Genomic DNA, 12719 nt, shown 5'->3' with positions numbered 1-12719 from the left:
ATATAGCGAACTGATATAGCCATGAAACGCGTTGCAGTGGTGGATTACGGCATGGGCAACCTCCGCTCGGTCACGCAGGCGGTGGTGCACGCCGCTGCGGGCACCGGCGTCGACGTGGTCTGGGCGCGCACCCCGCAAGAGGTGATGGACGCCGAGCGCGTCGTGTTGCCGGGGCAGGGCGCGATGCGCGACTGCATGCGCGAGCTGCACGACTCGGGCATGTACGACGCGGTGATGTACGCCGCTGCCAACAAGCCGCTGATGGGCGTGTGCGTAGGCATGCAGATGCTGCTGGACCGCAGTGATGAGCAGGACACGCCCAGCCTGGGTTTGATTCCAGGCGAAGTGGTTAAGTTCGACCTGGCTGGTCAGATACAACCCGACGGCAGCCGCTACAAGGTGCCGCAAATGGGCTGGAACCAGGTCTGGCAAACCGCATCCGAAAACCAGCCTAAACATCCTGTGTGGGGCGACGTGCCGGATGGCAGTTACTTCTACTTTGTGCACAGCTACTACGCCAAACCGTCTGATGCGCGCCACAGCGCGGGAGTTACAGAGTACGGACAACGCTTTTCTTGCGCCTTGGCACGCGATAATATTTTCGCCACCCAATTCCACCCCGAAAAAAGCGCTGAACACGGCCTTTCTCTTTACCGCAACTTCCTTCACTGGAACCCCTGAGTTTCAGACTTCCTCCATTCTCGAAGCACCATGCTTTTAATTCCCGCGATTGATCTCAAAGACGGCCACTGTGTGCGCCTTAAACAAGGCGATATGGACCAGTCCACCACGTTTGGCGAAGAGCCGGACGTGATGGCACGCAGCTGGGTCGACAAAGGCGCGCGGCGTTTGCATCTGGTGGATTTGAACGGCGCGTTTGCGGGTCATCCCAAAAACGAGATGGCGATCCGCAAGATCCTGAAAGCGGTGGGTAATGAGGTTGATGTGCAGTTGGGCGGTGGTATTCGCGACTTGGACACGATCGAGCGCTATCTGGACGCCGGGCTGCGCTACGTGATCATCGGCACCGCCGCAGTGAAAAACCCCGGCTTCCTGCAAGACGCCTGCACCGCGTTTGGCGGCCACATCATCGTCGGCCTGGACGCGCGCGACGGCAAGGTCGCTACCGACGGCTGGAGCAAGCTCACGCGCCACGATGTGGTTGATCTGGGTAAAAAGTTTGAAGACTATGGTGTCGAAGGCATCATCTACACCGACATTGGCCGCGACGGCATGCTGTCCGGTATCAATATCGACGCCACAGTCAAGCTGGCGCAAGCCCTGACCATCCCCGTGATCGCATCCGGCGGCCTGTCCAATATGGCTGACATTGAAGCGCTTTGCGAGGTGGAGAGCGAAGGCGTAGAAGGCGTGATCTGCGGGCGTGCGATCTACAGCGGCGATCTGGACTTTGAAAAAGCGCAAGCGCGCGCCGACGAGCTGAACGGCTAGCCCGTGCTCGCCAAACGCATCATTCCTTGCCTCGATGTGACCGGTGGTCGCGTCGTCAAGGGCGTCAACTTTGTCGAACTGCGCGATGCCGGTGACCCGGTCGAAATCGCGGCCCGCTACAACGAGCAGGGCGCGGACGAACTGACGTTTCTGGACATCACCGCGACCAGCGACGGACGGGATCTGATCCTGCACATCATTGAGGCTGTGGCGTCGCAAGTCTTTATTCCACTGACTGTGGGCGGCGGTGTGCGCACCGTGGACGATGTGCGCCGTCTGCTGAATGCAGGCGCGGACAAAACCAGTTTCAACTCGGCGGCGATTGCCAACCCGCAGGTGATTGAAGACGCCTCGGCCAAGTATGGTGCGCAGTGCATCGTGGTGGCGATTGATGCGAAGCGCCGCTCCGAAGAAGACGCGAAGACACGTGGCGCGGGCTGGGATGTTTACAGCCACGGCGGGCGCAAAAACACGGGGCTGGATGCAGTGGCTTGGGCGACCGAGATGGCACGCCGGGGCGCGGGCGAGATCTTGCTAACCAGCATGGACCGCGACGGCACCAAGAGCGGCTTCGATCTGGCGCTGACCCGCGCGGTGGCCGACGCCATCAGCGTGCCGGTGATCGCATCGGGCGGCGTCGGAAATCTGGACCACCTGGCCGACGGCGTGCAGCAGGGCGGGGCCGACGCGGTGCTCGCGGCCAGCATCTTCCACTACGGTGAGTACACTGTAGGCCAGGCCAAAGCGCGCATGGCCGAGCGCGGCATTCCCGTCAGAATTTAGGGCCTTTTCTGGCTGTGAGGCGCGCGGAATGTGCGTAAGCAGCTATAAATTACATAGCGAATGACAACCTCCGAAGCAACCCCCGTTAGCTGGATCAAGCATGTCCGCTGGGATTCCAAAGGCCTGGTGCCGGTGATCGCGCAGGAGCAGGGCACCAACGACGTGTTGATGTTCGCCTGGATGAACCGCGAGGCCCTGCAAAAGACGGCCGAACTGGGCCAAGCCGTGTACTTCAGCCGCTCGCGCAACAAGCTTTGGTACAAGGGCGAAGAATCTGGCCATGTGCAAAAGGTGCATGAAATCCGCATGGACTGCGATAACGATGTGATCCTGCTGAAGGTCACACAGTTGGGCCACGAGCCCGGTATTGCTTGCCACACCGGGCGCCACAGTTGCTTCTTCAGCGTGCTGAAAGACGGCCAGTGGGAAGCGGTTGATCCGGTCCTGAAAGACCCTGAAAGCATCTACAAATGACATCCCAAGACGTTACCTCACAAGACGCGCTGGCCCGACTGGCCGCCGTGATCGAAAGCCGCAAGGTCGCCAACGGCGGCGACCCGGATGCGAGCTATGTGGCCCGCCTGCTGCACAAGGGGCCGGACTCCTTTTTGAAGAAGATTGGCGAAGAGGCCACCGAGGTGGTGATGGCCGCGAAGGACGCCGACCATGGCGGAGATAAGGCCAAATTGGTCGGCGAGGTGGCCGACCTGTGGTTTCACAGCATGATTGCCTTGGCGCACTACGGGCTCACGCCTGCGGATGTGCTGGAGGAGCTGGCGCGCCGCGAAGGCACCAGCGGTATCGAGGAAAAAGCCTTGCGCAAGGCTCTGAAGCGTGAAGAGGACAACACATGACCCAAGACTTTTCTAACCCCGAACAGTCGCCCGTGGTGGCGGACCCGGCGACCGTGCAACGCATGCAGTCGCTCAACACGGTGGGCACCATCAGCTATGTGCTGCACCTGATCGTCGCCGTTGGCGCCATCATTCCCGGCGGCCAGTTCGGTACGATTTTGCTGCTGGCCGCACTGATCATTGACATGGTCAAGCGCGATGACGCCGTGGGCACCTGGCATGCATCGCATTTCCGCTGGCGCATTCGCACCGTCATCATTGCGGGCCTGCTGTACATCGTGACCGCGCCGTTGTTTCTGCTGCTGTTCATTCCCGGCTGGATCGCCTGGACTGTGATTTCGCTGTGGTTCCTGTACCGTATCGTGACTGGCTTCATTGCAATGAACCAAGGCCGTGCGATGGAGTTTGCGGAATGAATCCGGAAATCAAGGACCACGACCCGGATTGCCTGTTCTGCAAAATCGTTGAAGGCAGGATTCCCTCGAAGAAGGTATATGACGATGGCGAGTTTTACGCCTTCCACGACATCCATCCCTGGGCGCCGGTGCATTTCTTGCTGATTCCGAAGAAACATATTCCCAGCATGGCCCAGGTGGCAGACGAGCACGCTGCGCTGTTGGGGCGCATGATGGCCCTGGTGCCCAAGCTGGCCGCGCAAGAAGGCTGCAACGCCTACCCGGAAGGCGGCTTTCGTTTGCTTACCAATACGGGGCTTGAAGGCGGCCAAGAGGTGCACCATCTCCACTTTCATGTAATGGGCGGCCCCCGCCCATGGCTGCGTGGGTGAACAGACATCGTTCTGTTACATGCGCCGACTAGAATTCGTTCAATATCGTTAGGAGTAAGTCATGGGTTCATTTTCCATTTGGCATTGGCTGATCGTGCTGTTGATCGTGGTGATGGTGTTTGGCACCAAGAAGCTGAAGAACATCGGTTCCGACCTTGGCGGTGCGGTCAAGGGCTTCAAGGACGGCATGAAGGATGGCGCTGCCTCGGCAGACGACAAGCCAGCTGCACCTGCGCAGCAAGTTGCTAACGCCGCAGCGCCTGAGAAAACCACGATCGACGTGGAAGCCAAGCACAAGTCCTGAGTTCCATGATTTCTGGATCGGTGTTTAGCGCGTGATCGACCTCGGCATTTCCAAGATGGCGCTGATCGGCGCGGTGGCGTTGATCGTCATCGGGCCGGAGAAGCTGCCGCGTGTCGCACGCACGGTGGGCATGCTGCTGGGCAAGGCCCAGCGCTATGTGGCCGACGTCAAAGCCGAAGTGAATCGCTCGATGGAGCTCGATGAGCTGAAGAAAATGCGCGACTCGGTCGAAGGCGCGGCCCGCGATGTTGAGCAATCGATCCAGACCCACGCCAGCGACTTTGAAAGCAGCTGGTCCGACGCGACCAACCAGGCCTTGCTCTCCAACGAGCCCGAATTTCCCAGCTACAAGCACCCCGGCAAGAACTGGCGCCTGAAAACCGGCGCCACGCCGCATTGGTACAAGGCCCGCACTGGAACGCGCACCAAGGCGCTGTCGGGTGCCGCCCGCGTGGCGCGCTATCGGCCCCGGAATGCGGGTTGATTTTTCTTTCCCACTGATCCATGTTCAAGCCCAACCCACCCGACGATGAACTCGCCGGTACCGAGCAGCCTTTTGTCCAGCATCTGGTGGAGCTGCGTGACCGGCTGATCAAGGCCGCCATCGCGGTGGGCGTGATGCTGGCCGTGTTGGCGTTTTACCCCGGCCCGGCCGCGCTGTACGACCTGCTGGCGGCGCCCTTGGTGGCCTCCTTGCCGGCAGGCGGCAAGCTGATCGCCACTTCAGTGATTTCGCCTTTCATGGTGCCGCTGAAGATCATGCTGATGAGTGCCTTTTTGCTGGCGTTGCCGGTGGTGCTGTGGCAAGTCTGGGCGTTTGTCGCGCCGGGTCTGTACAACCACGAGAAGAAACTGGTGATGCCGCTGGTCGTGTCCAGCACCTTGCTGTTCTTCATCGGCGTGGCGTTTTGCTATTTCTTCGTATTCGGCCAGGTGTTCAAGTTCATTCAGGGCTTTGCGCCCAAGAGCATTTCGGCCACGCCCGACATCGAGGCGTATCTCGATTTCGTGCTGTCCATGTTCATCGCCTTCGGGCTGGCGTTTGAGGTACCCATCGTCGTGATCGTGCTGGCACGCATGGGGCTGGTCAGCATCGAAAAGCTCAAGGGCTTTCGCAGCTATTTCATCGTCGTCGCGTTTGTCGTCGCTGCGGTGGTGACGCCGCCCGACGTCGTGTCGCAACTGGCGCTGGCGATTCCGATGTGCATCCTGTACGAAATCGGCATCTGGGCTGCCCAGATTTTCATCCGCCATACGCAGGCGCCGCCAGACGAAGCTTCGGTATAAAAAAGTGCCTCTAGGGCGCATGGAATTTGCGTAAGCAGCTACTGATTTTGTAGCGATCTCGAGTTGCGCTGAGTTGCTTTTTGCCCTGCCGGAGTGGGGAGTGCCGGGGGCCTCATGGTGTGCCTAAGGCCACACAAATCGGCTCCCGGCACTCCCCATTCCGACGAGAAGATGCGGGATTGGCAATTTGACGGAGACTACAAAACCACCGCGGGAAGGAGAGTGTGCGGGGCCGATTTTGTGTGGCCTTAGGCACACCATGAGGCACCGCACACTCTCCTTCTCCCGGTGCCTCAACCAAAGTAGTTAAAACGCCCCAAACACAAAGGGAGAGTTATTGCGGAGCAGCCCGCGGCTTGGGCCGCACACCCGGCGTCAACTCCAGGTCCATCTTGTCCCCCTTGCGCTGAATCTGAAATTTCGCCTCGGTTCCCGGTTTCAACGCAGACACCTGCGACAGCAACTGCGTCACATCCGTCACGTGTTTGCCGCCAATGCTCAGGATCACATCGCCCGGACGGATTCCGGCTTTGGAGGCGGGTCCGTTTTGCAATACGCCGGTGATGATCACGCCTTCCTTCAACTTCACATCAAAAGTCTCGGCCAGCTCAGGCGACAGGTCGCTGGGCTCCACGCCAATCCAGCCGCGGGTAACCCGGCCATCGCGCACGATGCCTTCCAGCACCTGCTTGGCGGTGGACACAGGGATCGCAAAGCCAATGCCCATGCTTCCGCCGGAGCGGGAGTAGATCGCGGTGTTGATGCCCAGCAGGTTGCCGTTGGTGTCGACCAGCGCGCCACCCGAATTGCCGGGGTTGATCGCCGCATCGGTCTGAATGAAGTTCTCGAAGGTGTTAATGCCCAGCTGGTTGCGCCCCAGCGCGCTGACGATGCCGCTAGTCACCGTCTGGCCCACGCCAAATGGGTTGCCAATGGCCAGCACCTGGTCGCCGACTTCCAGGTTGTCCGAATTGCCCAGCACCATCGTGGGCAACTTGTCGAGTTCGATTTTCAGCACTGCCAAGTCGCTGTCCGGATCGGTGCCAATCACTTTTGCTACGGTATGGCGCCCGTCATTCAAAAACACTTCGATCTCGTCTGCGCCTTCGACCACATGGTTATTGGTCAGGACATAGCCGCTGGGGCTGACGATCACGCCGCTGCCGAGACCGCTTTGCGGTTCACCGCCCTGGTCGCCATAGAAGAAGCGGAACCATGGGTCGCCGCTGTTCGGGTTCTTGCGTGCGGCCTTGCTGGTGTTGATGCTGACCACGGCACCCGAAGCCTTTTGTGCCGCGAGTCGGAAGCTGCCTACCGGCGCAACGCCGGGTGTGCCAGCAGGCGCCTCCAGCAAGGAGACCACGCCGCCCATGGAAGGGTTGCCCAGCCACTGGGGCTTGAGGGTTGCGACAACAAACCAGACCGCGAGCAACACGGTGGCAGTTTGCGAGAACAGGAGCCAGAGACGTTTCATGGGATCAAATTGTAGGCCGCCATTGGAATTTCAAGCGCCGAAGGGCTACACAGGCGCTACATTGTGTTTCTGTGCCCCGCTCTGATTCACAAACCATTCACATCCATCCCGCTGCGTCAGCCAAGCCAGCCTGGGGTGCGCCGTGCAATGGCTGCGGCGTGTGTTGTCTGGCTGAGCCGTGCCCAGTGGGCGTGCTGCTATCTGGAAAGCGGCATGGCGCCTGCGATGCATTGGCCTGGAACGACGCGTCGCAAATGTACCGATGCCAGGCGGTTGAAGCCCCTGTGCAAGCCGTCACCCAAGCGCTGCCGCGCAGCCTCCGTCTGTTGGCGCGACCTCTGGGCGCGTTGCTCGGGCGCATGGCCCGGCGCTGGATTGCCGCAGGCATAGGTTGCGATAGCAGTCTGCAGCCACAATCCCTGACAATGCCAACGCAACCTACCAAAAAAACTTGACATGGCTACCCGCGACCAACTTCTGCAAGCCTTCGACACCCTGCTGCTGCCCGGGCTGTTCAAGGACTATTGCCACAATGGCTTGCAGGTCGAAGGGCGCGATGAAATTCGGACCATCGTCTCCGGCGTCACCGCCAGCCAGGCGTTGATTGAGGCGGCCATCGAACAGAAGGCCGACGCGGTGTTTGTGCACCACGGCCTGTTCTGGCGCGGTTTCAATGGCCAGGTCAGTGGCTGGATGCGGCAACGGTTGTCGCTCTTGTTGACGCACAACATCAACCTGTTTGCTTACCACCTGCCACTGGACGCGCACGCTGAGCTGGGCAACAACGCGCAGTTGGGTTTGAAGCTGCAATGGCAGGCAGAAGGGCGCTTTGGTGAGCAAAAGCTCGGCTGGCTGGGTTCGCCCGCAGCAGGCAGCTACGCGGACGCTGCTGCATTGGCGGCGCATATCGAGACAACCCTGAACCACTCTGTCGTGCTGGTGCAGGGCAAGCCGGGACCGGTGCGCAAACTGGCCTGGTGCACCGGTGGTGCGCAGGGCTATTTCGAAGAAGCAATTGCCGCGGGTGTGGATGCTTTCATCACGGGTGAGATTTCCGAACCTCAGGCGCATTACGCCCGTGAATGCGGTGTGTCCTTCCTAGCCTGTGGCCACCACGCCAGCGAGCGCTACGGCGCACCCGCAGTGACCGCGCATGTGGCAAACCAGCTCGGTCTGGCGCACGTGTTCATTGACATCGACAACCCGGCCTGAGACAGACCATGACCCGGGACGTACTTCCTATTGCCATCACCCAGGGCGATGCCGCAGGCATAGGCCCGGAAATTATTGCCAAGGCATTCCGTGACGAGCCCGTTGCCCTGCACGCCTGCTTTGTCGTAGGCGATGTCGCAACTATGCGGCGCGCAGCGGAAGTCGTGTGTCCCGTGGGCGCTGTCGCATTACCGGTGGCGCATATCGCACAACCCCTGGACGCGCTAACGCTGCCACCGCACTGCATAGGCGTGCTGCAAATCGACTCCCACGGTCCGTTGCCCGCATGGGGCGAAGTCAGTGCGGCAGCGGGGGCCATGGCAGGTGAATGTGTGCAATGGGCCGCTCAGGCCGCGCTGCGTGGTGAGGTGGCTGCGATGGTGACCGCACCCCTGCACAAGGAAGCGCTGTCCGCCGCGGGCCCACCTTTCAACGCCTACCCTGGGCACACCGAATTGCTACAGGCACTGGCCGCCCAGCATCTGGGCAAGCGAGCGGACGAAGTTCCGGTGCGCATGATGCTGGCAAGTCCGGAGTTGCGCACGGTGCTCGTCAGCATTCACATGGCCTTGCGCGATGCGATTGCGGCGGTGACCTACGACAACGTATTGCAGACCTTGCAGATCACCCATGACGCATTGGGCCGCATGTTGGGTCGCGCGCCGCGTATCGGAGTGGCGGGACTCAACCCCCATGCCGGAGAGGGCGGGCTGTTTGGCCGCGAAGAAATTGACATCATTGCACCGGCCATTGCAGCGGCGCGGGCGCTGGGCTGCAACGTAATCGGCCCGATCGCTCCGGACACGGTGTTCATGCGTGCCCGCGGGCTCGATGACTCCGGCGAGTTTGATGTGGTGGTCGCGATGTACCACGACCAAGGCTTGATTCCAGTGAAGTATCTGGGGGTGGAGCAGGGCGTCAATGTGACGCTGGGCCTGCCCTTGGTGCGCACCAGCCCGGATCACGGTACGGCGTTTGATATTGCCGGTACAGGCAGGGCCGACGCATCCAGCCTGGTGCAGGCGATCCGGATGGCGCGCCAGCTCTCTGTCGCCGAAAATAAGTAAAGAAATGGGCTGCAGCGCCCGTAGATATTGCGTAAACAGCTACTAAATCAATAGCAGTTGCGGGCAGCCCAATACTTACTTGCGAAGACTGTCGCGGATTTCGCGCAACAAGATTACGTCTTCGGGCGTGGCTGCTGGCGCTGCGGGTGCCTCAGCCGGGGCTTCGCGTTTCATCCGGTTGATCTGCTTGACCATCAGGAAGATGATGAAGGCCAGAATCGCGAAATTCACCGCGACGGTAATGAAGTTGCCGTAGGCGAAGACCGGAACACCGGCCTTTTTGAGCTCGGCCAGCGTGTTGGCGGTACCGGCAGGCACCGTACCCAAGACGACAAACAAGTTAGAAAAATCCAGTTTGCCTACAACCGCGCCAATGACGGGCATGATCAAGTCGCCGACCACCGAGTCGACAATTTTTCCAAAAGCCGCCCCGACGATCACACCGACAGCCAAGTCGACCACGTTGCCCTTGACTGCAAACTCCTTGAATTCCTGAACCATTCCCATAGCGCGCTCCTCGTCTGGATTGGAAAATGAAGGCCATTGTGCATAAATCGGGGCGCGCCTGCGGCGATTTCGCCATTTCAAGCGTTGAAATGGCCCTTGGCCGTCAGCTACAATGCCCGCTTTCCCCCTTGTAGTGATGTTCCCCGAGGATTCTCATGAGTGAAACCCCTGTCGACACCAAAAAAATCGACTCCAGCAAGCGTACTTGGTTGATCGCATCCGGATGCGCTGGAGCAGTCGGCGGTCTGGCAACCGCAGTTCCTTTTGTGAGTACCTTCCAGCCCTCCGAGCGCGCCAAAGCAGCTGGCGCAGCCGTGGAAGTGGATATCGGCGCCATCAAGCCAGGTGAAAAAATCACCGTCGAATGGCGTGGCAAGCCAGTCTGGATCGTGCGTCGCACGCCGGAGCAGCTCGCAGTACTGCCCAAGATTGACGGCCAATTGGCAGACCCCAAGTCTGAACGCAAGCCCGGCGAATTGACCCCGGAATACGCGCGTAACGAAGGCCGTTCGATCAAACCCGAATTCTTTATTGCCGTCGGTATCTGCACCCACCTGGGCTGCTCGCCTTCCGACAAGTTCCAGACCGGTGCCCAACCCTCGCTGCCGGACGACTGGCAAGGCGGTTTCCTGTGCCCCTGCCACGGCTCCACCTTCGACATGGCGGGCCGCGTGTTCAAGAACAAGCCGGCTCCGGACAACCTGGAAATCCCCCCGCACATGTACCTGTCCGACAGCAAGCTGTTGATCGGTGAAGACAAGAAAGCCTGAGGAACAAGAGCATGGCTGAATTCAAGGAAGTGTCGCCGAACGCATCGGCGCAAGAAAAGCTGACGAACTGGTTCGAAAACCGGTTCCCCACAGCGTTTTACGAATACAAGAAGCATATGTCGGAGTACTACGCTCCGAAGAACTTCAACTTCTGGTACGTCTTTGGCGCGCTGGCAATGCTGGTGCTGGTGATCCAGATCGTGACCGGTATTTTCCTGGTCATGCACTACAAGCCTGATGCCGCGCTGGCTTTCGGTTCGGTCGAATACATCATGCGCGACGTACCATGGGGCTGGTTGATCCGCTACATGCACTCCACCGGCGCATCTGCGTTCTTTGTGGTGGTCTATCTGCACATGTTCCGCGGCCTGATTTATGGCAGCTACCGCAAGCCACGCGAGCTGGTCTGGGTCTTCGGTTGCGCAATTTTCCTGTGCCTGATGGCCGAAGCTTTCATGGGTTACCTGTTGCCTTGGGGCCAAATGTCCTACTGGGGCGCCCAGGTGATCGTGAACCTGTTTGCCGCGATCCCGTTTGTCGGTCCTGATCTGGCACTGCTGATCCGCGGCGACTACGTAGTGGGCGACGCAACGCTGAACCGCTTCTTCAGCTTTCACGTGATTGCTGTGCCGTTGGTGCTGCTGGGCCTGGTGGTGGCGCACTTGCTGGCGTTGCACGATGTGGGTTCCAACAACCCCGACGGTATTGAAATCAAGGGCCCTGACGCGCCCAAGGACGCTGCCGGTCACCCGCTGGACGGCATTCCGTTCCACCCGTACTACACGGTGCACGACATCTTCATGGTGAGCGTGTTCCTGATGGTGTTCTCCGCCATCATCTTCTTCGCGCCTGAAATGGGTGGCTACTTCCTGGAGTACAACAACTTCATCCCGGCCGATCCGCTGAAGACACCGCTGCACATTGCACCGGTCTGGTACTTCACGCCGTACTACTCGATGCTGCGCGCCATCACCGATGAGTTCAAGCTGGTGCTGATCGCCGTGATCCTGGGTGCTGCTGCATTCAGCGTTTACAAGTTCAAGATGCCGTCGATCTTCAAGGGCGCCATCGTCGTTGTTGCGTTGATTGCTGCTGCAATGATGTACTCCATCGATGCCAAGTTCTGGGGCGTGGTGGTGATGGGTGGTGCGGTTGTGATCCTGTTCTTCCTGCCATGGCTGGATTACAGCCCGGTTAAGTCGATCCGTTACCGTCCGGATTGGCACAAGTACCTGTATGCCATCTTCGTGATCAACTTTGTGATCCTGGCGTACCTGGGCGTGCAGCCACCGTCGGCGGTGGGTGAACGTGTTTCGCAAGTGGGTACGCTGTTCTACTTCGGCTTCTTCATTCTGATGCCTTGGTGGAGCCGGATTGGCGAGGCCAAGCCTGTGCCAGCCCGCGTGACTTTTGCTGCCCACTGAGCCGGAGCGAACAAAAATGAAAAAGACATTTCTGACACTGATCGCCGCTTTGGGCTTCGTGGTTGGCGCGCACGCCAGTTCTGGCGGTATCGCCTGGGACAAGGCGCCCAATCAGACCAATGACCTGGCCGCACTGCAAAGCGGCGCCAAGCTGTTTGTCAATTACTGCCTGAACTGCCACTCTGCGGCTTTCATGCGTTTCAACCGCCTGAAAGACATTGGCCTGACCGAGCAGCAGATCAAGGACAACCTGTTGTTCACCTCCGAGAAGGTGGGCGACACGATGAAGGCCTCGATCGATCCCAAGCAGGCCAAAGAATGGTTTGGCGGCAATCCTCCAGACCTGACGTTGATCACGCGCTCGCGCTCGGACGGTGCCAAAGGCACTGGTGCAGACTACTTGTACACCTACCTGCGCAACTACTACCCGGACGAGACCAAGCCAACCGGCTGGAACAATCTGGCCTTCCCCAACGTGGGCATGCCCCATGCACTGTGGGAACTGCAAGGCAAGCGCGTACCGGTCTACGACACGATTGAAGAGCATGGCCATGAAGTGCATGTGTTCAAGGGCTGGGAGCAAGTGACCCCGGGCACGATGACTTCTGTGCAATATGACCAGGCCGTTGGCAATCTGGTGAGCTATTTGCAGTGGATGGGCGAGCCCGCCCAAAACCAGCGTGTCCGCGTAGGCGTTTGGGTACTGTTGTTCCTGATGGTGTTGACCTTCTTTACATGGCGCCTGAATGCGGCGTTCTGGAAAGACGTCAAGTAGAGTCTTTCTATCAGGTGGCGCAT

The 12719-nt window shown here is 59.7% G+C and carries 17 protein-coding genes; 15 read left to right on the top strand and 2 right to left on the bottom strand.

Annotation, left to right across the window (positions count from 1 at the left end):
• Positions 1–21 precede the first annotated feature (21 nt).
• The 10 genes from hisH to tatC all read left to right on the top strand — a co-directional run bounded on the left by hisH (position 22) and on the right by tatC (position 5467).
• A complete protein-coding gene (gene hisH / locus AC1DV6_RS04815) occupies positions 22–681 on the top strand; it encodes an imidazole glycerol phosphate synthase subunit HisH (RefSeq protein WP_477975640.1) in 660 nt (219 codons plus the stop codon).
• Between the two features lie 30 nt (positions 682–711).
• A complete protein-coding gene (gene hisA, locus AC1DV6_RS04810; protein ID WP_477975638.1) occupies positions 712–1452 on the top strand; it encodes a 1-(5-phosphoribosyl)-5-[(5-phosphoribosylamino)methylideneamino]imidazole-4-carboxamide isomerase in 741 nt (246 codons plus the stop codon).
• A gap of 3 nt (positions 1453–1455) precedes the next feature.
• Positions 1456–2235 carry an imidazole glycerol phosphate synthase subunit HisF gene (gene hisF / locus AC1DV6_RS04805; RefSeq protein WP_477975636.1) on the top strand — a complete coding sequence of 260 codons (780 nt, stop codon included), beginning with the start codon at positions 1456–1458 and terminating at the stop codon, positions 2233–2235.
• A gap of 60 nt (positions 2236–2295) precedes the next feature.
• Positions 2296–2709: a phosphoribosyl-AMP cyclohydrolase gene (gene hisI, locus AC1DV6_RS04800; protein ID WP_477975634.1), complete on the top strand. Its 414-nt coding sequence runs from the start codon at positions 2296–2298 to the stop codon at positions 2707–2709.
• Positions 2706–3089 (top strand): phosphoribosyl-ATP diphosphatase, encoded by a 384-nt coding sequence (locus tag AC1DV6_RS04795; protein WP_477975632.1) that lies wholly within the window; start codon positions 2706–2708, stop codon positions 3087–3089. Before hisI ends, AC1DV6_RS04795 begins: the two co-directional genes overlap by 4 nt.
• On the top strand, positions 3086–3505 hold the full coding sequence (locus AC1DV6_RS04790) for a DUF4870 family protein (RefSeq protein ID WP_477975630.1): 420 nt from the start codon (positions 3086–3088) through the stop codon (positions 3503–3505). Before AC1DV6_RS04795 ends, AC1DV6_RS04790 begins: the two co-directional genes overlap by 4 nt.
• Positions 3502–3876: a histidine triad nucleotide-binding protein gene (locus tag AC1DV6_RS04785; protein ID WP_477975628.1), complete on the top strand. Its 375-nt coding sequence runs from the start codon at positions 3502–3504 to the stop codon at positions 3874–3876. The genes AC1DV6_RS04790 and AC1DV6_RS04785 overlap by 4 nt, the downstream gene beginning before the upstream one ends.
• A 61-nt stretch (positions 3877–3937) precedes the next feature.
• Complete coding sequence (gene tatA, locus AC1DV6_RS04780; RefSeq protein ID WP_477975626.1) at positions 3938–4180, top strand: Sec-independent protein translocase subunit TatA; 243 nt, start codon at positions 3938–3940, stop codon at positions 4178–4180.
• A gap of 31 nt (positions 4181–4211) precedes the next feature.
• Positions 4212–4664, top strand: a complete 453-nt coding sequence (gene tatB, locus AC1DV6_RS04775; RefSeq protein WP_477975624.1) for a Sec-independent protein translocase protein TatB — start codon at positions 4212–4214, stop codon at positions 4662–4664.
• 20 nt (positions 4665–4684) lie between these two features.
• Positions 4685–5467: a twin-arginine translocase subunit TatC gene (gene tatC, locus AC1DV6_RS04770; protein ID WP_477975622.1), complete on the top strand. Its 783-nt coding sequence runs from the start codon at positions 4685–4687 to the stop codon at positions 5465–5467.
• Positions 5468–5801: 334 nt separating this feature from the next.
• Here the strand turns inward: tatC and AC1DV6_RS04765 are convergent, their stop codons facing one another.
• Positions 5802–6941, bottom strand: coding sequence for a S1C family serine protease (locus AC1DV6_RS04765; protein WP_477975620.1), 1140 nt, complete (start codon positions 6939–6941; stop codon positions 5802–5804).
• 456 nt (positions 6942–7397) lie between these two features.
• Here AC1DV6_RS04765 and AC1DV6_RS04760 point away from each other — a divergent pair, with 456 nt between their 5' ends.
• Together AC1DV6_RS04760 and pdxA are read left to right on the top strand one after the other, a co-directional pair.
• Positions 7398–8153: a Nif3-like dinuclear metal center hexameric protein gene (locus AC1DV6_RS04760; protein ID WP_477975618.1), complete on the top strand. Its 756-nt coding sequence runs from the start codon at positions 7398–7400 to the stop codon at positions 8151–8153.
• An 8-nt stretch (positions 8154–8161) separates the two neighbouring features.
• On the top strand, positions 8162–9220 hold the full coding sequence (gene pdxA / locus AC1DV6_RS04755) for a 4-hydroxythreonine-4-phosphate dehydrogenase PdxA (protein WP_477975616.1): 1059 nt from the start codon (positions 8162–8164) through the stop codon (positions 9218–9220).
• A 75-nt stretch (positions 9221–9295) separates the two neighbouring features.
• Here the strand turns inward: pdxA and mscL are convergent, their stop codons facing one another.
• On the bottom strand, positions 9296–9727 hold the full coding sequence (gene mscL / locus AC1DV6_RS04750; RefSeq protein WP_477975614.1) for a large conductance mechanosensitive channel protein MscL: 432 nt from the start codon (positions 9725–9727) through the stop codon (positions 9296–9298).
• A gap of 155 nt (positions 9728–9882) precedes the next feature.
• On the opposite strand from mscL, the gene petA reads away from it, so the two are divergent.
• The 3 genes from petA to AC1DV6_RS04735 are packed head-to-tail and all read left to right on the top strand — an operon-like array spanning position 9883 to position 12696.
• Complete coding sequence (petA, locus tag AC1DV6_RS04745) at positions 9883–10497, top strand: ubiquinol-cytochrome c reductase iron-sulfur subunit (protein WP_477975612.1); 615 nt, start codon at positions 9883–9885, stop codon at positions 10495–10497.
• Positions 10498–10508: 11 nt separating this feature from the next.
• Positions 10509–11921, top strand: coding sequence for a cytochrome b (locus AC1DV6_RS04740; protein ID WP_477975610.1), 1413 nt, complete (start codon positions 10509–10511; stop codon positions 11919–11921).
• A gap of 16 nt (positions 11922–11937) precedes the next feature.
• Entirely contained in the window at positions 11938–12696 is a 759-nt protein-coding gene (locus AC1DV6_RS04735; protein ID WP_477975608.1) for a cytochrome c1, read from the top strand.
• Positions 12697–12719 lie beyond the last annotated feature (23 nt).

The organism is Rhodoferax sp. P2_H8_2, assembly GCF_056403235.1.
This window is presented reverse-complemented; position numbering and strand designations above follow the sequence as displayed.

What these genes read in the sequence shown, in the direction of transcription:
- hisH (WP_477975640.1), top strand. Translation starts at nt 22, where the DNA reads ATGAAACGCGTTGCAGTGGTGGATTACGGCATGGGCAACCTCCGCTCG.
- hisA (WP_477975638.1), top strand. Translation starts at nt 712, where the DNA reads ATGCTTTTAATTCCCGCGATTGATCTCAAAGACGGCCACTGTGTGCGC.
- hisI (WP_477975634.1), top strand. Translation starts at nt 2,296, where the DNA reads ATGACAACCTCCGAAGCAACCCCCGTTAGCTGGATCAAGCATGTCCGC.
- AC1DV6_RS04795 (WP_477975632.1), top strand. Translation starts at nt 2,706, where the DNA reads ATGACATCCCAAGACGTTACCTCACAAGACGCGCTGGCCCGACTGGCC.
- AC1DV6_RS04790 (WP_477975630.1), top strand. Translation starts at nt 3,086, where the DNA reads ATGACCCAAGACTTTTCTAACCCCGAACAGTCGCCCGTGGTGGCGGAC.
- AC1DV6_RS04785 (WP_477975628.1), top strand. Translation starts at nt 3,502, where the DNA reads ATGAATCCGGAAATCAAGGACCACGACCCGGATTGCCTGTTCTGCAAA.
- tatA (WP_477975626.1), top strand. Translation starts at nt 3,938, where the DNA reads ATGGGTTCATTTTCCATTTGGCATTGGCTGATCGTGCTGTTGATCGTG.
- tatC (WP_477975622.1), top strand. Translation starts at nt 4,685, where the DNA reads ATGTTCAAGCCCAACCCACCCGACGATGAACTCGCCGGTACCGAGCAG.
- AC1DV6_RS04765 (WP_477975620.1), bottom strand. Translation starts at nt 6,941, where the DNA reads ATGAAACGTCTCTGGCTCCTGTTCTCGCAAACTGCCACCGTGTTGCTC.
- AC1DV6_RS04760 (WP_477975618.1), top strand. Translation starts at nt 7,398, where the DNA reads ATGGCTACCCGCGACCAACTTCTGCAAGCCTTCGACACCCTGCTGCTG.
- pdxA (WP_477975616.1), top strand. Translation starts at nt 8,162, where the DNA reads ATGACCCGGGACGTACTTCCTATTGCCATCACCCAGGGCGATGCCGCA.
- mscL (WP_477975614.1), bottom strand. Translation starts at nt 9,727, where the DNA reads ATGGGAATGGTTCAGGAATTCAAGGAGTTTGCAGTCAAGGGCAACGTG.
- petA (WP_477975612.1), top strand. Translation starts at nt 9,883, where the DNA reads ATGAGTGAAACCCCTGTCGACACCAAAAAAATCGACTCCAGCAAGCGT.
- AC1DV6_RS04740 (WP_477975610.1), top strand. Translation starts at nt 10,509, where the DNA reads ATGGCTGAATTCAAGGAAGTGTCGCCGAACGCATCGGCGCAAGAAAAG.
- AC1DV6_RS04735 (WP_477975608.1), top strand. Translation starts at nt 11,938, where the DNA reads ATGAAAAAGACATTTCTGACACTGATCGCCGCTTTGGGCTTCGTGGTT.